At 40.0% G+C, this 24,293-nt stretch carries 11 protein-coding genes; all 11 read right to left on the bottom strand.

Annotated features, from left to right (window positions below; genetic code table 11):
* Positions 1-113: 113 nt before the first annotated feature.
* A complete protein-coding gene (locus R2S57_RS23870) occupies positions 114-2,852 on the bottom strand; it encodes an alpha-L-rhamnosidase (RefSeq protein ID WP_316847432.1) in 2,739 nt (912 codons plus the stop codon).
* 189 nt (positions 2,853-3,041) lie between these two features.
* Complete coding sequence (locus R2S57_RS23865) at positions 3,042-5,816, bottom strand: glycoside hydrolase family 2 protein (protein ID WP_316847431.1); 2,775 nt, start codon at positions 5,814-5,816, stop codon at positions 3,042-3,044.
* 38 nt (positions 5,817-5,854) lie between these two features.
* The gene (locus tag R2S57_RS23860; protein ID WP_316847430.1) at positions 5,855-7,213 is read right to left on the bottom strand and encodes a sialate O-acetylesterase; all 1,359 of its coding nucleotides are present in this window, start codon (positions 7,211-7,213) and stop codon (positions 5,855-5,857) included.
* A 172-nt stretch (positions 7,214-7,385) separates the two neighbouring features.
* Positions 7,386-9,215: a six-hairpin glycosidase gene (locus R2S57_RS23855; protein ID WP_316847429.1), complete on the bottom strand. Its 1,830-nt coding sequence runs from the start codon at positions 9,213-9,215 to the stop codon at positions 7,386-7,388.
* A gap of 151 nt (positions 9,216-9,366) precedes the next feature.
* A complete protein-coding gene (locus tag R2S57_RS23850) occupies positions 9,367-10,302 on the bottom strand; it encodes a glycoside hydrolase family 43 protein (protein ID WP_316847428.1) in 936 nt (311 codons plus the stop codon).
* Between the two features lie 239 nt (positions 10,303-10,541).
* Positions 10,542-11,942: a glycoside hydrolase family 140 protein gene (locus tag R2S57_RS23845; RefSeq protein ID WP_316847427.1), complete on the bottom strand. Its 1,401-nt coding sequence runs from the start codon at positions 11,940-11,942 to the stop codon at positions 10,542-10,544.
* 1 nt (position 11,943) lies between these two features.
* The gene (locus R2S57_RS23840) at positions 11,944-15,075 is read right to left on the bottom strand and encodes a DUF6298 domain-containing protein (protein WP_316847426.1); all 3,132 of its coding nucleotides are present in this window, start codon (positions 15,073-15,075) and stop codon (positions 11,944-11,946) included.
* A gap of 179 nt (positions 15,076-15,254) precedes the next feature.
* On the bottom strand, positions 15,255-16,886 hold the full coding sequence (locus R2S57_RS23835) for a polysaccharide lyase (protein ID WP_316847425.1): 1,632 nt from the start codon (positions 16,884-16,886) through the stop codon (positions 15,255-15,257).
* A 1-nt stretch (position 16,887) separates the two neighbouring features.
* The gene (locus R2S57_RS23830; protein ID WP_316847424.1) at positions 16,888-18,543 is read right to left on the bottom strand and encodes a polysaccharide lyase; all 1,656 of its coding nucleotides are present in this window, start codon (positions 18,541-18,543) and stop codon (positions 16,888-16,890) included.
* A gap of 396 nt (positions 18,544-18,939) precedes the next feature.
* Positions 18,940-20,955, bottom strand: coding sequence for a RagB/SusD family nutrient uptake outer membrane protein (locus R2S57_RS23825; RefSeq protein ID WP_316847423.1), 2,016 nt, complete (start codon positions 20,953-20,955; stop codon positions 18,940-18,942).
* Between the two features lie 36 nt (positions 20,956-20,991).
* Positions 20,992-24,228 carry a SusC/RagA family TonB-linked outer membrane protein gene (locus R2S57_RS23820; RefSeq protein ID WP_316847422.1) on the bottom strand — a complete coding sequence of 1,079 codons (3,237 nt, stop codon included), beginning with the start codon at positions 24,226-24,228 and terminating at the stop codon, positions 20,992-20,994.
* Positions 24,229-24,293: the final 65 nt, after the last annotated feature.

The following is a 24,293-nucleotide window of genomic DNA, read 5'->3' as shown; positions in this document are numbered from 1 at the left end:
GTTTCCTTCATTGTGATGTACAAAGCCATCCTAATGCTCTTGCTATTGTTGTAAGATTTCTTAGTGTCTTGCAATGATGATGACACTCCACGGCCTGTGTCATCACAGACCATTTATCTTTTCTCCACCACAAAAGCATAATCGCCTGAACCTAGCTCATAAATCGCTCTGTTATTCTCCATTTTTATAAATTTTAAATTCTTTATTGATTTCAGTTTTTCTGAAATTTCATTTTTGTTATTTGCAGGAATGTACACCTGTGCCGTGGTATTTGGTGGTATGGTAACAGTCCAGTTAAACTGATTTCCTGTTTTATTATAACTGCTTTTGATCAATCCATAAACCGAATTGTAACTGGCATTGACCGAATTTAAGCCGTTAATCATTTCGGGTTTCATAACGATTTTTTTAAACGCCCCGCTTTCTGATTTTATACCAGCCAGATTTTCATAATACCAGATCAATAGATCGCCAAGCATCATGACATGGTTTTGCGAATTCATTTTTGGATCCGCAGTATTTCCATTCCACAACTCCCAAATGGTGGTGGCGCCGTTGTCTACCATATAACCCCAGCTTGGATAAGTTTTCTGTGTAGCCACAGTATAAGCTAAATCTGGTCGCCCATAATCGTTTAAACAGCGCATTAACCACTGAATCCCTACCAAACCATTACTTAAATGCCCTTTATTGGTGATTTCGACCGTGTAGGTTATATTCTTAAATACCTGATCTATATTGTTTTGCGGCACCATCCCAAAATAAAGCGGAATGATGTTGTCGGTTAATGCATTGCTGGCATAATAACCTTTATCGTTATAGTATTTCTTATTAAAGGCATCTTTGATTTTATTTCCCAGAAACTCATAAGTTTTTACATCTTTATCGTTGCCGCTTACCCTAGCAAATTGTATCATCAACTGCGTGAAATGATAATAATAAGCGGTTGAAATTAATTCAGAAGGATACTTTTTGTCGGCACTTTTGCCACGGCCAAACTCGATGGTAACGGGCGGCATGCACCAATCGCCATAACTATCTTTGGTTAAAATATAATCTTTCATATAACGATCTTGCATGTAAGCGAGCCATTTTTTCATTACCGGATAATTATCTCGAACAGCAGAAACATCACCAGTTTGTTTGTAAAGCATTTCGGTAACCAAAAGCATGGCGCCTGGCCAGGTCATGTTGTCGCTGTAGTACCGCCAAAAAGCTGGTGCAACATCTGGAATAGCGCCATCCTCTTTCTGCGAATTTCTGATGTCCTGCAACCATTTCGCATAAAAACGGCCGTTATCAAAGAGAAAACTTTCTCCGTAAGCTACAGCACCCCTATCGCCCAGCCAAGGCATGCGCTCGTTGCGTTGCGGACAATCAACCGGAATCCCCTTATAACTTCCTGCAATGCCCCACCAGGCATTTTTAAAGAGCTGATTGGTTAAAGCATCCGAAGTTTCGAAGGTTCCGACTGTTTTAATATTATCGTAAATCATTTTGCCAAGAAAATCATTTACTGATGGTTGATAAGTATATCCCGAAAGTTCTACGTACCTAAATCCGCGATAGGCAAAAGTAGGTTCCCAGGTTTCTGCCTCACCTCCTTTTAACGTGTACAAATCGGTACATTTTGCATTACGAAGGTTGGCTGTAAAAAGTTCTCCATTATCTTGTAAGGATTCAGCAAAACGCATTTTGATTTGTTTGCCTTTTATACCTTTTACCTTGATCTGCAACCAACCCACCATATTCTGTCCCATATCTAAAATATACCGGCCACCCGAGAGTTTAATAATGGAAACAGGCTTAAGTGTATTCATCACCTTCATGTTTTCATTCATCTGGGCTTCAATGGTCCCGGTTGGTTCTTGTACATATTCTGCTTTTGCCCATTTGCTATCATCAAAACCGATCTTATTCCAGCCTGTAGTTTCTTTTGTAGCATCGTATTCCTCGCCATCATATTCGTTATTGGCTCTGATTGGTCCATCCGTTGTGCCTTTCCAGCTGTCGTCGGTATCGATATTTGCGGTTGTTCCGTCGGTGTATACAATATTGACGTTCATCAGCATTTTTGGGAAACCAAATGTTTTAATCTTATAAGGTTTTTCATTTTGACGCATCGCGAAGAAACGGCCATTTCCGAGTATAGCGCCCACCGCATTTTTACCCCTTAGGATATAACTGCTTACATCGTAAGTATTATACTTTACGTTTTTGGTGTAATCTGTAGGCGATGGAGATAAAACATCATTACCCACTTTTTTTCCGTTGATAAACAACTCATATAAACCCAAACCCACAATAGATGCAGTAGCGGATTTGATTTCTTTTGTACTCTGAAACTCTTTTCGGAAATACCTTGCCGATAAGCGAGAATCGGTTTTAATGTTGTCCCAGGGAAATGCCCTATCAAAACCAATCCAGCCTTTTGGCCAGTCTTTGTAATACAGCAAACCCATGGAAAAATAATTGTTGGCCGACCATATACTTTCGCCTGCACTCGTCCATACTTTAACTTTCCAATATACTTTCTCCCTACTTTTGAGTTCTTTTCCGTTGTAGGTTACATGAATAGATTCCTGATCGTTAAGCTTTCCTGAATCCCATAAATCGCCCTCATTCGCTTTTAATTTTTCTACTGATGAGGAAACTAAAATTTGATAAGCGGTTTGCATTACATTACGTTCACTCGAGATGATTTGCCATGCCAATCGAGGTTTTAAAACATCAATCCCCAACGGATTTTCGAGCATCTCGCAGGTGGTATTTTTCAACGCCACTTGCGCCATCACTTTTGAAAAGGATAGTAAGCAAATGCTGATGATCGCTATGTAGATTTTAATGTTCATTACGCTTTGCTGTTGATTATGCTTCGCATTTGATTATACAGATTGTTGGATTACACAGATTTTATAGTTCTCTAATTACTCTCTCTTCTTTATTTTATTCTTTTGGTTCTCATATGGTCGTCATTGCGAAGCTGGACTTGTGCGAGCTGAAGCAATCTTTTGTTTATAGGTTATCATTCTAATAATTCATTAATGAGATTGCTTCGTCGTACCTCCTCGCAATGACGATGTATTCGCCGAAAAATCAAAATACAAAGTCATATTTAATGCCCTGCCTGGATCTTTATCGAAATCATAATAAATGTTCTTCATTCCCATTGGCCCGGTTGTTTCGGGTTTTTGGGTTTTTGTTCCAATTGCCGAAATTGCATTCATAAATGAAATATCACCATTAGGAAAAGTAGGACTCATGTTATCGTATTCTGTATCTTTAGATTTTTTTGGTGTGAATAAGCGTAGAAAAACGTCTTCACGATCAGTTATGACTTTGAATGATTGTTGTTTGCCTATAAATTCGCACCAGTACATATTTGAATAATAACCTTTAAATTCAGGATATTGCCAGGGCGCTTCACCCGTTGCCGAGTTGTTATAATCCTTTTTCCAGATGCCAAACTCGGTGCCTTTCATTCTGTTTTTCCAAACACGATATGGTCCGTTGCCTTTATATTCTACCGCTTTGATTACTGTTTCTGGATACGAAAAATTCAAACCCACGAAAGTGGTAAAGTAATCGGATGGAAAATACTTCACTTCCATTTTTAACCAGCCTGATGGGTAAATGGTCCACTGTAAAGTATTCCAGCTTTCTTTTTTATCAAATTTGGATGAAATCACTACATTTTCGCCATCCATTTTGGCAGTAAAGCCTTTAAAATTATTGATCCCTTCTTGTAAAACCGGACCGTTTGAAAATGGAATTACACCTTTCGCATTCTTGGCCTGTTGCAGCAAACCAGTAGTTTTATCAAAAGTTAAATCAATACCATTGGCAGAAACCTGATAAACTTTTGAATCTTCTTTTAGGATCACTTTCGAAGCACCTGTTTTTATGACGATTTTCTCTGCATCATCTTTAGGTAGCGCAATCGGGAAACTCCAGGTAAACAATTCTTTACCGTCTGGCCCGCTTGCCGTTAGATAAAGCGCATCAAAGTTCCTCCAATCCGCTGGAAGATTAACCTGCAATTTCCCTTTTTCAAAGGGTTTAACATTTGGCGCATCAGTTTTACCCGATTTAAATTCGGAATCAGTTCCTGCTTTCAATTTCTTCAGTTTCCAGTTGAAAGTACATTGATTAAGGTTGGTAAATGCATAGCGGTTTTCTAATGTAAACGAACCATCAAAACCTGCTGTCATTTCTCTTTTCTCCACAAAAACAGGACTCCAGACTTCTTTAATCGTAAAAAAACTACCTTCTTTTTCGTGGTAAGGCCCAACAATCCCGTCAGGACCATGATTTCCATCGGTATCCAGTATGCCGTTTTTATCGGTACGTACCACGCCCTGATCGGCAAAATCCCAAAGGAAACCGCCTGCCGAAAGCGGATTGTTCCACATGGCATTCCAATAATCTTCGATGCCTGCGCCATGACCGCCATCCCACATGCCATGCAAAAATTCAGTTGGCATTAGGATGTTATGTCCATGATCATAATTACCGATCCCGTAATTAAACTCACGATAATGTGTGGTTTCGAATCCGTTAAAAACTTCCCAGGGATGAATTAAAGGTCGTTTTTGAATATCCTGTTCAGCAAAAAGGTGATCGAGTTCGCGGTTGTGTCCACCTTCGTTTCCATTCGCCCAAAATATAATTGATGGGTGGTTTTCATCATTCAGCATCATTTCTTTCATCAACTTTGTTCCGGTTGGCGTATCATAAGTGCCGTGCCAACCGGCTAGCTCATCCATTACAAATAAACCGAGCGAATCGCAAACGTCTAGGAAATGTCCGTCTGGCGGATAATGCGACATCCGGACGGCATTCATGTTCATTTCTTTCATTAGTAAAACATCAGTAATACTGATTTTTTTGCTCGTTGTTCTACCCGACGTAGGGTAAAATGAATGTCGGTTTACACCTTTGAATTTCATTTTCACGCCATTGACATACACACCATCACGTTCTTTTACTTCAACTGTTCTAAAACCGATCTTTTTCGAAATTTGGTGGATTTTCTTTCCGTTTTTAATTAAAGTAAAGTTTGCGGTGTACAAGTTTGGAAACTCTGAAGACCACAATGCAGGATTGGAAAATTGATGGTTTAGCTGTACGTTTTTACCTCCTGCGTTTATTGAAGTTGTAAATTTATCGCCAAGCCTTTTTCCATCTTTTCCTAAAACTTCCACTTCAATCTTATCTGCATTGCCTATATAACCCAATTGCGCATTTAAATTGCCATCAGCTTTGGCATCAATCTGGATCCGATCGATATGCGTTTGTGGTAAACATTCGAGGTAAACAGGTCTGAAAATACCACCAAAAATCCAAAAATCAGCTTTGCGTTCGGCTTCATTAACTGATTGATTGTCAGAATGTTTGGACACCTTCACTTCAAGTAAATTATCGGCATCAAATTTAATCATTTTGGAAATGTCGTATTTAAAAACATAAAATGAGCCCTGGTGGATTTCTCCCGCCAACTGACCGTTAATTTTGACTTCGGTATCAGTCATTGAGCCTTCAAAAACAATATTGATTTCCTTATTTTTCAAGGCAGAGGGAACCTTAAATTTGTACTGGTAAAGACCTTCTTCCTTACCTTTATTTTCTTCTTTATTGAAACCATAATTATATTTTCCAAAGCCTTGCAGCTCCCAGTTTGAAGGAACCGGGATGGTGGTCCATTTACCCGAATTGGCGCCAGCTGTACAAAAGAAATCCCAATTCACGGTATTGTCATTTCCGGTTCCCGATAGGTATAATTTATCTGTTTGCTGTGCCCTAAGCGTACAAAACATAGTTATTAAACACAAGAAGAGTATAAATCTGCGTTTCATTAATTGGTGTTAAAAGTTTTAGTTAAAGGATTATCCGTACGGAAAGGCAAAGCAGGTAAGGCATCGCTGTAAAAATCCCCTGATGGATTCTCCGTCCAGTTGTATCGCACTGCAACAGGTGTTTTAATGTCTTTTGCTGAGACGATTACTTTTTCATTTTTAACAACAGCCTCGGCATTCACGAATTTACCATCCTTTCCGGCAATTGTAAATCCATGAATTGGACCAGATGAAGTGGCTTTCAAATAGTCGAAATCCAACCATGCTTTTCCTTCTTTAAATGAAACTGCTTTATAAATGGGACCAGAAAAATCAATTTTTTGATGGTAGGTTTTGGCCAGTGCCCACAGCGCCAATCTTCTACCTACCTCCCATTTGTATGTCGGGTGCAGGTCTTCGTTCGAATCTGTTAAATCATTTGTAGAAACCATGCCTGTGTTAGGCAACCGCAACAATTGCGTTTGTGCTTCCCAAAGTTCGGGTTCTGTATTTTCATCAACAGGTACTTTTCCTTTGGTTTTGGAATAATTGAAAGGGGCAATCTGTACATAATAAAATGGAAGATCATTTTCTTTCCAGGCTTTTCTCCAGCTATTGATCAATACTTTCATTTTATAGGCGTAACTGATCTTTTCATTCAAAAAACAATTGGTTTCGCCCTGATACCACAAAAAACCACGGATTTTAAATTGCGTAAGTGGTTCTACCATGGTGGGATAAAACTTACCTGGATCGTTGCCTACTTTTTGATTTTTGAAATAGTCTTCCTGTGTAAATGCATTTTCTGAAATCCAGGGCTCAATGGCACTGCCTGGAATGGCCGAAGAGATCATGCCAACAGCAATACCCAGCTTTTCCTGAATTGCCTTCGCGAAGAAATAACCCACTGCCGAAAAAGCACGTAAGGCCGAATCCTGAGCTACTGCCCAGCTTTTATGAATGGAATCAGGTTTGATCAAGGTTTTGCGATTAACCAGAAAAATTCTGATCTGATCGTTTTTGGCTTTAACAACTTCATCTGACGGGAAACCTAATTTTACATTTTTAGGTTTAGGGATTTTTGCCAGTTTACGCATGGCGTATTCCATATTCGATTGACCTGAACATACCCAAACCTCACCTACCAAAATGTTGGTCAGTTCAATCTTATTCGAGCCACTGATGGTCATTGTTTGAGGTTTTGCAGACGTTTTTAATGGCGCTAAAACCACTAACCAGTTTCCGTTTTTGTCGCTAATGGTTTCCTTTTTCTGACCTGCAAATGCCACTTCTACTTTCTCGCCAACTGCCGCAAAGCCCCAGATGTTGATTGGTTTTTCGCGTTGCAAAACCATATTGCTTGATAAAATTTGAGGCAAGAGGATTTTTGCATTGGTGGAGAGGGAGAAAAGAAGTAGTAATAACACAATAGATTGCCGCGTCGTACCTCCTCGCAATGACGATGAGGCGGTCGGAATGACGAACGCTTTGGAACGCAACGAGATGAAAACCCCAAACCCCAAACACCAAACTCCAAACTGTTTTCTCATCCTAAAATCCCTCCGTTTTTAAATATTTTATCGAATAAACAGCCTCCTTTGTTGATTCACCTGCATTTTTTAGATCATAGGTTTGATCAGCAGCTGTATCTACATCCGGATAGCGGCGAACATCACCGGTGCGGAAAACAATTCTGGATACATCAGCAACAGGTTGAAAAGCCAGACTGGTTAATACATCTTTTCCATTTATAGTAATCGTGTAAAACCGCGTAAAGGCATCTAATTTCAGTTTGATATCATAACTTTTACCGGCCTCATATTTCATAAAGTTTTTGTAACGTGCGCCCGCCTTTGCGCTTACTGTTCCAGCGGTATCAAAAGTCAGGCGAACCGAGGCTGTTCCCTTTGCATCCTGTAATTCAATTTCCAATAAGCCAAAATCATTCTGTTTTGGCGTAACCGAAAATGAGGTGATCACTTTTTTAGATGCAGGAAATAATCTTTCGGCTATGGCATAATCAAAAGGATCTTTGTCTCTTAAAACCAGAGTGCCATTTTCGACCTTTACAGGCGCCCAAAGCGGACTGTAAATATTCCATAGGTCGAGTGCTTTACCTACCGGTATTTTACCAAAATCATCATTTACATGCTGTGTGACTTTGTCGTTTACAGGTACCGGAACAGAAGAAATCCAGATATCTTCTTTATTCATGCTATAGGTTACCCATAGTTTTCCATCGGCAGGTTTACCGTTGCCTTCTTCAATACCCCGAACATATTGCGGACCGTAAGACTTATAGTTGCCACCGTAACGCATTGGGGTAATTTCACCGTTCACCAATAACAGATTGGTGAAATCCAATCCGTTTTTGCTTGTTGATATAGCTAGAGGCCAACGGTATTCTGAAGGATTATACACTGTAGCATAATTCCCATCGGAGGTTTTTTGTCCCCATATTTTGGCATTGCTATTCACAAATCCAGGTGCCCGCGAAGCACTTTCTGGCCAGCTTTTACCATCGTCTTTGCTGATGGCAGTTAAAGCATTTTTCCATAAACCAACCACTCTTCCATCAGGCAAATGATAATAACTGAAAGCTTTATATTGCTTTTGCAAGGTAATTAATGGATCTTTCCTATCGGCTTCTTCATTCCATTGTTGTGTCATTAACTTATTCGCCAACAACTCGTTGCAAGCATCAACAAAAGCTTTACTTTTACTTTTGGCGTATAATGGGTATTTAGTGTTTTTCTCAGAATAGCCTGGGTTATAGTGAATAAAATAAACCGGACCGTATTTCCCATCTGCCTGAATTTCCCTTACCGCCCTGCCAATACCATGACCATCGTTTGGATCGTCTTTGGCGTCAAAACTGATGGCGTAAAAACCCAAAACCAGGAAGATGTTTTTAGTGGAAACATAAAAACCCATGCGTTGATGCATCACGGCATCTAAATCTTTTGCCACATCAGTTCTGCCCTCTTTTGTGGTTCCATCTGGAATACGGTAAACTGGAAAAACAACTTCTGGTTTAGTCCAGTTGTAACCATCTTTTGATGATTGCAGTAATGTTTGACCTGGCGGGATGCTTTCGCCAACTTGATCACTCAGGTATTCGATGTAAAATTTGTTGTTCCAATAAGCGAGCATGGGTGCGTGGTTGTAGGTCCAGCCAAAGTTTTCGGCCAATTCAGGGTGTTCCCGGTTCGCACGAAAAGTTTGGATATTGTGCACGCCCATTACCGGCGAAAGCTGGCCATGGTGGTAATCTGCATTGACCAGGGTTTTGCCTGTATAACGTACCGTATCCTGCGCCTGCGAATTTGTTACCGCAAGTATTAGTGTTAGGCTTATACAAAGTATTTTAAATATTTTCATTTTTATTATTATGGTCTGTCATTCTGACGAAGGAAGAATCTCTAGCAGATTCGCACTGCCTCGATTTAACCTATCAAAGGTCGTTGGGTGATATTCAGCGTCATTTTTCTATCGCCTGGAGATCCTTCGTACCTCAGGATGACAGCTATATTTAATTATTTAATTTCTTCAATTCTTCAATCAATTTCCTTTTTACTTTTATAATCGTTCCGTGTTTATGCCCTTCAGGCATGGAAACTTCTTTAGTTACATCCTTAAAAGTTTTAAAATCAGCAGTTTTATAGGCAGAATAAATCTTTTGTCCGTAAGCATCAAAGTAAATCAGCCATTCTTTTCCAACTTTTACAACTGTTGGTCCTTCGGTTAATTTTGGACTAAAAGCTTCTGAAAGATTTTCATATGGGCCCAAAGCATCTTTTGCAAAAGCTACTTTTAAATTCCTGTTCGGGCGTGTATTGTCTTTCAAAACCAATACATAATCTTTACTAGCCCGTTTCACGATCACTGCATCAATTACACTAAAACCAGGATCAAGAAATAGTTTGGGTTTCGAAAAAGTCACAAAGTCTTTTGTGGTAATGCTGTACATCCGGTGGTTATTTTCTTCTTCTTCTATTCCTTTAGCAAAACGGAATGGTATAGTTGATGCCCAGATCATTACATATTCACTTTTCTCATTATCATAGAAAATCTCAGGCGCCCAAACATTTACAGTTTTTGGCTCGCTTTCCATTACCGGAAGGAATTTTTGTTCGCTCCAATTGATCAGATCTTTTGAGCTGGCATACCCAAAACCTTTATCGCCTTTCCAACTACAGGTCCATACCAAATGAAAGGTTCCATCTGGTCCCTGAACGATTGATGGATCGCGTAACACTTTTTGCGTGCCTACCATTGGTTTCAGGAAAGTTTTATTTAAATCTGTCCAGTGGTAAGCATCGTAGCTGTATAAAAGCCTTAACCCTTCGTTAGCTGGCTCGTGGAAAGAGGTAAACAGGTACGCCTTTTTTGAGCAAGATGTTAATCCGCACAACAGCAGGCCAATGATAGCTACGCGAAAAGATGATATGGATTTTAGTTTGTACACTGTTTTTTTAATTATTCTTTTTTATTATTTGTCAGTCTGAGCGTAGTCGAAGACCTTCTTCTATAATTAGCTGAAAAGATTGCCTTTCAACTACGCTCAGAGAGACATTGTTTCATCACAATAGATCCTGAAATAAATTCAGGATGACGAACCGAAAAGTCGGGGCAGTCTATCGTTCCTTCTTGCAATGACGATCTTGTGCGGGCTAAACGCCATACGCCGATCGCTACTCGCTTCTTCTATATCTCTTCCAATACCAACACCCAATCGTTACCATTTGCAGGTTCGCCCGGTGGGTTAAATTCCTTTATTCCTTTATTTTCAAATTCACCAATTGCTGTAATTTTTCCTGTTCTTGGATCAAACCAGGATACCTTTACTTCATCGCCATCTATTTTACCCAGTTGTACACTGAAATTTCTGCCTGTATAAGTATAAAACATGGCAAACTCTTCACCTCTCGTGGCCAGTACGCGCTCATACTTTTCTCCATTTTTACCAGCAACCAAAGTCTGATCAGGTACACGATCGAAATATGGGTGTGAAAGCATTAAATCTTTCAGGTACTGCATCTGCTTAGCGCCAGGCGCATTAATTGCTGTGATCCATTGATCTTTAGGGCCATAAGCAGGCTTTAGATCTGTTTTTTTGTACATCTGCATCACCGAGTTATGGCCGTAGGTATAACCGAAAGCGCCTGCAAAGACAGACCAATAACCATATCTTCTCACATCGCTATCTGTCCAACGGGGTTGAGTGGTATCGTGTAAACCTTGTGGGATATCTTCGTACGAAGGTTCACCATCGATGGTTGGTTTAGTTGGCTTCAGCTTATAATCAGCCTCGATATATTTCCAATTATCTTCCCCGTAATGTAGTTTCTCATTTTTTGAAGTGTCCTGATCATAACGGCGGTGGCCTGATTGAACCATATCAAAATCGCACCATTTAGCCTGATGGAACCATTGTGAGGATGCTGTTCGGCCTCTTGGATGGAATGTAATTAAATGATTCGGGTCGTTCGCTCTTAAAGTTTCACCGATGGTATTCCAAACATCGGCACCTTCACTGCCTTTAATATCGCCACCGTTTAACCAGATGATATTCCACTTTTCTTTATAACGTTGTGCAAGAAACTCAGAATAAGACTTTGCCTGAGATTTATTTACTTTTTTATTTTTGACATTAGTACCCCAAACTGGCACTAAAGCCATGTAAAGCCCCTTTTCAGCTGCCTTATCGATGATATAATCTACATGATCCCAATAATCATAGGCCAAAGAATCTTTTGGATTATTGCCCGGTGTAAGCATGGGTTTGGAAACATCAGCATGCGCTATAGAAGAATCCAGATATACATTTCTCGATGGCACATCATGTAATAACATCACCTGGATAACATTAAAACCTTTTTGTTTGCGGTCTTCAAGATAAGTGTTGGCTTCTTCTCTGGTTAACCTGCCGAACAATAACCAGCCCGTGTCGCCAAGCCAAAAAAAAGGTTTGCCGTCTCCAGTGGTCAAATATCTTCCATTCTCTGAAACCAGGAGACTTTTATCGCCAAAATGTGGCTTTTTCTTACAGCCAAGCGCCAGGTAAGAAATTACAGCAAGCAGAAATATTTTAGATTTAATATTCATGTTAAATTTTATTGATGATGAGTACCTCGTCGCCGGACGCTGTTTTATCCAGTTTAACAGTTGATCCTCCATTTATTTTTTCTTCCTTAAGTACCGTTCCCGTTTTGGTATTCAGTACTTTTACATTGAACTTCCCATTGATTTTACTTAAATCGAGATTAATTGCATCAGCAGAAGCATTGTATAAAATGTAAGCTTTACCTAAATTTTCTAAGCCATATTGTTTAGCTGATTTTCCTGCCGGAAGAAATGCTTTCATTGAAGAAGCTGCTGTTAACACAGAAGAATCAATTCCCTCGGCATTTGAGAGTGAACCTCCCGCCATTAAAATCGCCCATCCGAAACTATCAAAGCTATCGCCTGAGTAAATCACAGCTTTCTCAGGGAATTTGTTTTTGTATTCAGAAACAGCATGATAAACCTCTTCGAAAGAAGTTTTTTTAGGTTTCAACAAACGTGCATGTTGACGGGGTGCTAAACTTAATCCGCCTTGTGGTGCGTAAGCTGTTCCATCGGCCTGGTAATGCCAATACCTGATATCGATCAGATCGACAACGTCAGCACGGCCTGGATCGGCTAAAATGGCATCCTGCACATCTTTGGTTACACTTAAACCAATAATTGGATGTTTGCCTGTTTCTTTCTCCCATTCTTTTATGGTATCGATCCAGAATTGCACAAAATGCAAAGGACCTGTAAATTCTGCACCGATTAACTGGATCACCCCTGTGTTCCCGTCAAAATTATCCAGGCATTTTCTGATGTAAGCTTTATGGATCGCCCTGCGGTGTTCGTTACTGATATCGTAAAATTGCTCAGCCATAAAAATGCGTTTGTCCCCCGCATAAGGAACAGGCTCTGGAAAACCGGTATTGTTGATGTTGTTTGCGGTACGCCATGGAAAATCGGCATAATGTGCACCAGCCTCAATAATGTTATGCTGAAAATAATTTTCGTGGATCAAAACCAGACCTTTTTGATCGGCCAGATTGGCAAATTGTTTTAACCTATCCCAATACCAAAGATTGTATTTGGTGATATCGTATTTACTTAAACCATCCCAGGCTTTATCCTGTCCACTACGGGCAAAAGGTAATTCGTAGAAAGGTGCCCAAACCTCGCCATCCATACGGCGGATGCGTTCGTGATCATCTCTCCTTCTATCGTACCAAAGGCCATAATTGTGATCAAGTACTTTAACTGAGCCATTTTTCATGGCATCTGTAATGGAATCGAGATCATCGGTTAGTCCATTGCCAGAACGGCCCGGAACGAACCGGGTAATGTGAAATTTAGTATTTTTTAATGCATACGGACGGGCGCTTCCGCTCCACCAGGGTACATCCTGACGTTCGCCAAGCACGATTTCGCTGCCACGAACCAACCAACCGTTTTTGACACCCATTACTCCGGCAAGTGGAGGTTGTGTAACTTTATCTAAACCTATTTTATCAATACTTTTTGCAGAACCGGCATCTGTTGGGATTTTAGATCTGTCTGCTGCCGCATCAATGTGTTCTGAAACCGTTAAAGCGGGTTTATATGCCAACTTTGTTAATTTTTGAGCCACATCAACTGGCGGACTGCTTGATGCTTCGGTTTCAACCGGAAGCACGAAATTTCTGGTTTCCGCATTGCTACCGATCCGATCCTTTAACTGAGCATAATACAAACTTCGAGGTTGAATCTGTTCATTCGACATGTCCCAATAACCGTTTCCGGCAAATTGAGACCAGGTTCCAAAAGCCCAGTTTTGGGCGGTTGGTGGCTGAAAATTATCAACTCTTGCCGCACTGCATTGCCAAAATACACTGTTCGCTGCACTCCAGCCAGCACCTTGTCCATCCTGACCGCGGTTTAAATAACTCAACGCTTGCCCGTCGATGTTTACAATATCGAATAAGACACCTGATGCCCAGCTGTCAATCGCGCCACTAAAACTGAAAGGCAAATAAGACTGACACTGAACAAAAACATTTGGTCCCGGTGCACAAAAACCTACAGCGAAATCGTGGTAGCCATATTCAGCATATAATCTTTGGAAAAGTGTTTGCTGGCCAGTAGTTAAAAAGGTAAAACGGCGTTCACCACCAATCTCGGAAACTGGGGCAAGCGATTTACAATCTTCGACAGTAATTCTTTTAGCCGTTTCGAGTACATTAACGGCAGAACCTGCAAAATGTTCGAACACCACCTGACGAACCCATGCATCTTGCACATTCTCCAAACAAATGGCTGTCCAGCGATGGTATTCGTCTTTACTATTGTCTTTATGGTAATCGGATTCAATTTTTAAATTTTCAACACCTGATTGCGCGATTCTACCCGCCCATTTATATTTAGAAATGGTTCCGCCGCCAAATTTAGCATCTAAAGCTGTTGTAATTGGTGCATCAAAAGTAATTGTATTACCGTTTATGGCGATAATTTTTCTATCCCAGTTGATATCTCTTGTACCTGGTTTCCAACCCAAAGCACTTTCACCCCCGCCAAATTCTACCGTTTTAAGCGTTTCTATCCATTCTTTAGCTGATGGACGGTGGATCAAAATCTGATCGCCAACTTTAAATCCGCTGGCATTTGATAAGGTAACTTTGTTAGCATTAACAGCCACATACGTATCAGTAATCGCAACTGGCTGTTCTTCTACTCTGTTTTTCTGTCCTAAAATTCTGATTAAACCCATGCGGTCTAATCCCGTTGCAAAAATTTTTGTACCATTTTCGCTCATCCCACTTCCACGTAACACCACTCCAGAAGCTGATAATCTTAATGTTCCACCGACCTCGTAAGTTCCTTTTTCTAATAAGACCGCACCCCGCAAACCATCTTTTCCAATTGGTAATTTAGCTACGTAGTTAATAGCCGATTGAATCCGTAATGTAGCATCGCCCTTTGAAACAGGAACAAGCACTTTTATCGTCGCATTTGGAATGGCATTTTCTCCCGCCATATAGCCTGCATATGAAAAATCAGGAATGCGGTTTCCGTCAGCATCAGGCGTATAAGACAATTTACCGTCCTTTCCTTTAAAGATTGGTTTTGGTGGTTCTATTGGTTTTGTTTTTTGAGCAAAAGAATAATTAGCAGCCAAAAGGACCGTTACCAAAATCGGTAAGGTTTTGCGTTGCATGGATTTTAATATGTGGTTAGTTATTGGCATGTTTTAATTATTTGACCACTAAGGCACGAAGACACCAAGTATGAGTATTTTTCTTCGTGATGATTTTCTTTTTTATGGTTCCGCTATTATCGGCTGAATGGTTTGTACTATTTGCACCTTCTACCCTCCACCTTTTAGCCTTCAACCTTCTACGGTCTCACTTTATCGATATTAACCAAACTATTCAAATACACTTCAATATTTGCATAACCTGATTTCGATACCTTTGTAGCATCTTTGGCGTCTTTAGGATTTAATCCATTTTTGGTTTCCCAGGCATCTGGTATTCCATCGTGATCCGTATCTACATAAGGTTTCCCCTTATATTCCGGATAACCGCCTACTTGTGCGATATCAGAAATAATGCCCTGTTTATACGAATCAGCAGGTAAACGGCGTTTCACATAACTTTGTTTCGCAGGCAATTTACCATCTTCAACATGTTCAATTTTACCTGTTGTAACCTGTTTAATAATCCGTTGGTCTACTGCATCGCGTACGGGTAGAGATGCTCCTGCATTGGCCAGCACATAATCATAAGCCTTTTTGGTATCGATGATCGAAATTTTTGCCATTGGCAAAGGTTTATCCACTTTCATCGAATCTAATAACTTTTGTTTATCTCTTTTACTTTCAGGTTGAACGCCACCATCCCAATTGTTTTTGCTTACCTTTTCATTTCCTTCAATAATATTTCCGGTTACATAGGCCTTACCAAATTCGTTTGCGAATTTTTTATCTCTTCCAGACTCTGGTTTTAAGATACGATAAGAAATCGGTTCGCCGGCCGGTGTGATAGGTCCTGGTTTATAGTAGTTGTTAATGAAACTATAAAAAGAAGCATTATCACCGCCATCTGCACTGCGGTTCCACCAGTTGAAAATTACGTTATTGGCAAAACCAAAATCGCCGTACATACCTACTGATGGATTGCGACTGATATTTGATGCCCAAAGGTTACGCATAAATGTACTATTTAAACCACCAATTGTACTTCCAAAGGCATGGTTATAGGTATCTAAAGCTTCAGAAAAGATCGAATTTTGAATCGTTACATTTACAGTTGGCAGTTTTACAGGTTTTGAACCGTCTTTGGGGTCGTAAACATGGCGATAAATCGACATATTCTCATCTAATCCCCAGCTCGCTGAAACATGATCAATGATGATATTACCAACAGGATTTCCACCGATGGCATCGTCTCTACGGGTAACATCTGTAGCACCGCGGCGGAAACGCATATAACGGATCACCACATCGTGTGTATTGATCCATACCGATTCGCCAGCTACGCAGATCCCATCGCCCGGAGCGCTTTGACCAGCAATAGTGATATATGGTGCACGGATAATTAAGGGTGATTTTAATCTGATAATGCCCGAAACATTGAAAACAATAATTCTTGCTCCACCTTGTTCGCAGGCCTCACGTAAAGTTCCCTTACCTGAATCTTCCAGACTGGTTACCACATAAACTTTCCCACCACGGCCGCCAAAAGAATAAGCGCCACCACCTTCGGCACCAGGAAAAGCTACAGTTTTGGCTTGTGGCAAATCGCTGGGTTTAGCCGCCCATGGAATGTAAGGTTTGCCATGTTTCGCTTCTTCATCTACAATGTGTTTTACTTTTAAAAACTGCAGTTCCGATTTTTCTTCGATGCTTTTTAAAAGTGAATCGGCTTTCTTTTCCATGGCTTCGGGAATTACCGGATATTGTGCAAACGCAACATTTCCGATAGCGCATAATGCGATTAAGCTAAAAATTGAGTTCCAGGTACGCATATTATTTAGGTTTTACAATCGAAACCGGAACAACACTATTTAAATACACCTCTATGTTCGAATAGCCACTTTTGGTGATTTTTGAGGCATCAGATGCATCCTTAGGATTCAAACCATTTTTTAGCTCGTAAGCATCAGGCATACCATCGTCATCGCTGTCTTTGTAAGGCGTTCCTTTATAATCCGGATAGCCACCAACCTGGGAAATTTCTGTAATGATGCCTTGTTTGTATGAATCTTTAGCTAAACGGCGGTGTTCGAACTGAAAAGCAGAGGGTTTGGCATCAGGATGTACCTCGATTTTCCCAGTAGTAACCTGCTTAACAATACGGGTATCGACCGGATCTCTTTTTGGTAAGGTTGCACCGGCATTTGCCAATACATAATCTTTGGCTTGTAGCGTTGGAATAATGCTGATCTTAGGCATCGGAAATGGATCTTTAGCTTTCATCGCAGCAAAATATTTGCTTGCCGCTTCGAAAGACATTAAATTTCCTTTTTTATCTTCTAATTGAACACCACCATTCCAATTGTCCTTAGTTATTTTTTCATTTCCATCAATGATATTTCCGGCTACATAAGCTCTGCCAAAAACCACATAGGGCAATTTACTTCGGCCAGATTCTGGTTTTAAAATGCGGTAACTGATCGGATCCTTTAATTCAGTAACCGGACCAGGTTTGTAAAAGTTGTTAATGATATTGTACTGTGCGGTATAATCGCCACCATCAGTGGAGCGGTTGTTCCAGTTAAATACAACGTTATTTGCAAAGTTAAAAATGCCGTTCCAGCCAATTGATGGGTTACGTGCACCATTATCAGCCCAAAGGTTACGCACAAATGCACAATTTTCGCCACCTAAAGTACTTCCGAATGCATGGTTCCAGTAATCTAATGCTTCAGAGAAGATCGAATTCTGTATAGTGATGTTAACTGTCCCTAATTTTTCTTCTGTTTTACCTGTACTGTCGTTGTACATATGGCGGTACATCGACATGTTTTCGTCTAAACCCCAACTTGCTGATACGTGATCGATCATAATATTCCCAACCGGATTTCCACCAATGGCATCATCCCTGCGGCCAACAAAAGTTTCACCTCTTCTGAAACGCATAAAACGTACAATTACATCGTGGGTATTTAACCAAACCGATTCGCCAGCTACACAAATACCATCACCAGGTGCGGTTTGGCCTGCAATCGTAATATAAGGAGCCCGGATCATCAAAGGTGTTTTTAGGCGGATGATACCAGCAACATTAAACACTACAATTCTGGCACCACCTTGTTCGCAGGCGTCGCGTAATGAACCTGGTCCGCTATCATTTAAGTTTTTGACCACGATCACCCGACCGCCATGACCACCAAAGCTATAAGCGCCACCGCCTTCCGCTCCAGGAAAAGCTAATAATTTAGATTGAGGTAAATCGTTCGGTCTTCCTGCCCATGGAATATAAGGTTTGCCCTGAGCGGCTTCTTTTGCGATAATTGGTTTTGCTTTTTCCCAGGCGATATCCGATTGGTGATAGGCTTCTTTCATCATGGAATCAGAAGATTTTTTCACATCGGCCGGAATATTCGGGTATTGCGCAAATGTATAATTTGCAGAGAGCATTATTGCTGTTGTACACAACAGGTTTAAAAGGTTCTTTTTCATTTTGTGTTTGCTCGTTGGGAAGAAAGAGAAATTACGAAAATATTATGATCAGCAGAAAAAAATCTCATCGCTATTATCGAAAATCGTGGCTCATTTCTTTGTCTATCCTTGTAAATAATTTTGGTTAGAAAGTATATTATCTTTCAAATTTGCACGCAAAAAGCGCCTGTTTACTGTATAATTTTGGCTAGCTATTGTAGCATCTTATCAATTGGTAAAAATGCCTGTAACAAATCAAATTCATTCTCTCAGCCATGTTACAAGATAGATATAAAATTCATATATAAATGTAACATTCTTGAATAAAAAAAAAGGAAACAAATTAATGTTTCCTTTTCCAAAACCAAATATAAAAAATCAGGGCAATGAGCTACCGCCCCCAAGATCTTAATTCATTTATTTTAATGGGTCGAAAGTACCCGCACCATTCATGCTATCCCAACCTGTTGTTTGTTGTAGATATGGACTTGCCGATAATATGGTTTGATTGATCCCAAAGAAATAATATTGAGAGTACCATGTAAATTTCCAATTCGCCGGACTGGTTTTATCCAGGTCATCTCTTACGCTTACCTTGAAGTAGTTGTCATAGAGATAATCAACGTATTGATCGTAGGTGGTAATTCCGTTTGGATAAGTTGCAGGATCTCTATCGATTAATGGAGCTGATCCTGATGCAGGTTTTAACAACGGATCATTCGTACCAACGTAATCAGCACCATCGATCGTTTTAACACCAATATAAAAACCAGTCCTGCGTGTACCATTTAAAGGTGCAAAACCTAATCTTGCTGTTGTTGGACCAGATTCGAAAAGCATCCATCTTCTTAGGTCCCAAAAACGTTTACTTTCGTACGCGAATTCTATTTTTCTTTCATTTAAAACAGCGGTAAATAGTTGGTCGCGACTTAAGCCAGTGCCTAAACCATAAGATCCATCAGTACCTGCTAAAATTCCTGCTCTATCTCTTATTGACTTAATACCTTCAAAGCCTTCGCTTGGTTTGTCTGCACCAATAGCCGATTCGGCAAGGTTAAGCACAACCTCCGCAAATCTTATTTCCATATAATCGGTAGGGCTATTACTAAAGTTGCCAATGGAGTTGTTCGCATTTGGATTATTTGCTTTACACAAATATACCCCACTGCCATTAGCTCCTTTTGTTTCTGTGGTGCCATTGTAACCAGCTGTAGCCGTTTTTTTCCAAACGTAAGTCCATTGCTTGTAATTAGTTGCTCCAGAATATGGCCAAATGGCTCCATTATAAACAAAAGTTTTATAGAACCTTGGGTCTCTGTTTTTGTAAAACTTAGCCTCTGAATATGGATATGTAGCAGATGAAGCACTTATCGGTTTACCATCTCTCATCGGAAACGCGTCAACAATCTGTTTAGTTGGCGATATCGACCCAGCTCCGTTAATTTCTCTCGATCGGGTAGCTTGTTCCCAACCATTATTCTTCTGAGGATTACCGGTTGTTAGCGCATTAAAACCGAACGCAAAAACAGATTCGCTGCTATTATCGGTGATAAACATATTGCCCCAAGCTACACCATTAGCTGTACCGCCTGTTTTGTACAGGCCAAACCCGTTTGACTCTAATAAGGTTTTAGCAGCCAAATTTGCCTGATAAGCACGCTCCCAGCGAGCTCTATCATCACTACGGTTAAATAGCGGACTAGCCCATGTTAACAAAACCCTGCCTTTTAATGCTGCTGCAGCTCCTGAGGTAATTCTACCGTTATCTACCCCTGTCCATTTGCCTGGCAACAAAGAAGTTGCTAAATCCAAATCTTTAACAATCTGTTCGATGCAAACAGATGTAGGGCTTCTTTGTATTTCACTTGAAGTTCCAGAAGTAATGATTGGATCTTGTGGTACTAGAACCAAAGGCACTCCACCATACAATTTAACCAATTCGAAGTATTGCCAGGCTCTCCAAAAATACATCTGCCCTTTAAATTTGTTGGTAACATCTGTTGGTAAACCATGTTTATCAATCTCCTGAAGAAAAAGATTAATCTCTTTCATACGTGTCCAGGTATTATTGGCCACGCTACTAGGAAGGCGTTGTCCGAAATATTTTAAGGCATTGGTGTTAACATAAGAAATCTGTGCCCATTCTTTATTCCAATCTGTTTCACCAGCTAATTCATCAGTTGTTTGCGTAAAAGCAGAACTATATACAGCATTTTCTGTAGCGCTTTGCACTTGAACATTCGGCGTGCCATTATTTGCAGGCAAAAACATACCATACACATAATCTACATACCCCTGTGCTAAGGATGCTTCCTGAAAAACCTGTTCGTTAAAACCCGCATAATCCTTTTTCTCTTCCAGAAAACTGTCTTTACAGCTTGCGGTTATAATAACCAGCAAAACTAAAACATATATTATATTAATCTTTTTCATGTCTTTAAAATTTAATAGTCTTACTATCCTTAATTATTAAAACGTTACGTTTAATCCAAAAGAAAATGTTTTTAGGTTAGGAAAAACGTCGTATGCCGTATCACTATCTCTATATGAATACGGGTTGTAAAAATTATAAGGATTTAATGCTGTGGCAAAAACACGTACATTACTCAGTTTAACTTTCTCCAGTAAACTTTTAGGTAATGAGTAGTTCAATTGTACACTTGCCAGGCGCATCCTAAAAGAAGATACTTTCCAGAAGTTTGATGTTGGACTCAAGCTTGTTGCTTCCCAGTTAGGGTTTGGCATGGTACCAGTTGGGTTGAGAATCGGATCATAAATATCGCCCCAAATTTCCGGTACACTTGCAAATGTGCGCGAAATAGAGTTATTCATTTTTTTGCGGGCATCGATTTCAGACCAACCACCAAAGGATCCTGAAATTACAGCCTCTATGCCTATCCCTTTATAATTTGCTTTTAGTGTTGTACCGTAGCCATAATGATTAGTTGCTTTTTTTGACAGTTGTACCTGGTCATTAAAGTCGATTATACCATCCGGGCCTGCAAAAGATCCATCAGGCTGTAAAGGGCCTCTAACATCTCTGTAATATAACATCCCTGGTTTTAAATCCTTCGCCAAAACAGTTGTTGCACTTCCTGCATTTCCGGGACTAACTGCAGTAATCTTGTACTGGCTTACATAAGCATCAATTTCTTGTTGATCTTTAAACATACCTAAATAATCGTAACCCCATTTACCTACATCAGAGGAGGTTCCATTGCGCGGATTCCATGGATATAGAACATCATTGGCATTATAATCGGCTTTGATTACTTTATTGTCTGACCAGGCAAATCTAAAATCTACACCATAACTAAAGTCTTTTCCGATTTTATCGTTCCAGCCAATTCCCACCTCATAACCAAAGTAATCGGCTGTTGCGTAATTCTGAGAAGCTACTGAACCACCTATTGTGATGGGAATATTAGATGTTACCTCTGTTAAAATATTTGTTGCATGGTTATAATAACCATCTAATGACAAGGTGAGGCGGTTTTTTAAGAATTTAGCATCAATACCTACATTATTTTTAAGCTCGTCGCTCCAGGTTGCATCAGGATTTGGTGATGCCTCCATTTTATACCCTGCAGTGGTATTGCCATCTCCACCAAATACCGCGCCTTTACCATCCTGGAAAGTATAACGTTGTCTCCATAACCATGCTTTCGTTTGGTCATTACCCAATAAACCTATTGAATACCTTAGCTTTAAGAAATCAATACCAGGTACTTTAAAAAAGTCTTCTTCAGAGATTACCCAACCCACCGAACCTGAATAAAAATTGCCCCAATAGTTACCTGGTGCAAACTTGGTAGAAGCATCACTTCTAAACATAAATTCTGCAAGATACTTATCGGCGTAGCTATAGTTAGCTCTTGCTACATACGATAGAGACCCTCCCTCTGATTTTGTGGTTGTTCCATCAATCGCGCCAGTTGCCGAATTAAACTGGCCGTTTGTAAGTTGGATCGGATCTGCCTTTAATACAGTTTCGTTATCATAAGCCTGTTCTGATCTCTCTACTGTAGCTAAAGCACCAATAGTGTGTTTACCGAATGATCTATTATAGGTAAGCACAAAGTTAGATTGTGTTGAGCTTTGTGTAGTATTAGAATAGTATAAACGGTTGCCATTAGAAGCAACAAGGGCTGTTGGCAATGTTGCACCATCATAAATATGCTCGTTTGTACCTAATTTTTTAAAAGTATAAACATTATACTTTGTACCAATTTGGGATCCGGCACTGCTGCCCATATTTCTGGAATACGCAGCCCTGGCGCTTAAGCCTTTAACAAAAGGGATATCGTATTGTGCATTTAAATTTACAGTAAAGTTGGTGTTTTTGGTATTGGCCAGATTGCCTAATTTTTCGATTTCGTAGAAATGATAGGTAGAAAAATCGTTTGTGGTTCCTGGTAATTTAACCGGGTATCCGTTAATGTATATTGGAACATAACGGGGCGCAAGTATAAGGTTCCGGTAATCGTTATCATCTAACTCACTACCGATCTTATTAAAAGTTTTGATGAGCTCGCTGTTGTTTCCTGAAACCTGTAAACCAACCTTCAGATTGGTTGCCACCTTAATATCGGCACCTGATCTAAAATTCCATCTTTTAAAATCTAGACTGGAAAGATTTCCATCTTGTTTGTAATAAGCAACATCGCCAAAATAGGTTGCACGGTCTGAACCTCCAGAAACACTTAACGTATGTTTCATGTTGTAGGCCGATTTCCATGCATCCTCTAACCAGTCATAATTGATGTTTTTAAAATGCTCCAATTCATCCTGACTAAAAAAGCTGTCTGCAGCAGAAGCACCTGTTGGATTCACATTAGCTCCATTTGGCCCGTTCATAATATTATAATACATTCCAAACTGATAAGCACTCATCATTTTGGTTCTGTAAGCTTCGTCGTTAAAAGCATAAGAGCCGCTATAACTGATGCGGGGAGGACCAATTTTACCCCGTTTAGTTTTCACTAATACAACTCCGTTACCAGCTCTTGTACCATAAATTGCCGCAGATGCATCTTTTAGGAACGACAAACTCTCTATTTCAGAAGGGTCTAAGTTATTAAAAAGAGTAGCATCTGGTTGACCATTTGAAGGGTTGATCTGGATTACATCATCAATAACATATAAAGGATCTGTAGAACCACCATCTTTAGAAAAAATCGTATTCGGATTCCTAATGGTCAGTTTTGCTGTAGAACCTGGCCTTGAAATCCCTCCACTTACACCAACTCCCAATATTTTTCCGGCTAGTGCAGCCCCGATGTTGCTGGCAGGTAAATCTTCTACTGCTGTTGCTTTTATATCAACAACAGCACCCGTTAAATGACTCCTTTTCTGTGTGCCATAGCCCACCACCACTACATCTTCGAGGTTTTTGTTTTCAGCGATCAATTTTACAGTGATGCTGGATTGTTTGCCCACTGTTACCTGTTGCCTTACATAACCTATAAATGAAAACACCAGCACATCTGCATCAGATTTAACCTGAATGGTAAAAGCACCATCACCGTTTGTGCTTACGTTACTGGGTATACCTTTAATACTTACATTCACACCAGGGATACCACTCCCATCGGATTGATCAACAACCTTACCTGTGATCTTTCGATCCTGGGCAAAGAGCATTGTACCTGCCAATAGCATGAATAGCAAGGGCAAAGAAATTTTGCGTAAAAATTTTAAGTTCATCTTATTATTTGGTTAGTTTTTAATTTGGTTTTGACAAGTTTAGTGCTTGTCGTTTCATGTGATTA

The sequence above is a fragment of the Pedobacter psychrodurus genome (assembly GCF_032678585.1).
Taxonomy (GTDB): domain Bacteria; phylum Bacteroidota; class Bacteroidia; order Sphingobacteriales; family Sphingobacteriaceae; genus Pedobacter; species Pedobacter psychrodurus_A.
Note: the sequence above shows the minus strand (reverse complement) of the source record. Positions and strands in the feature narration are given on the sequence as shown.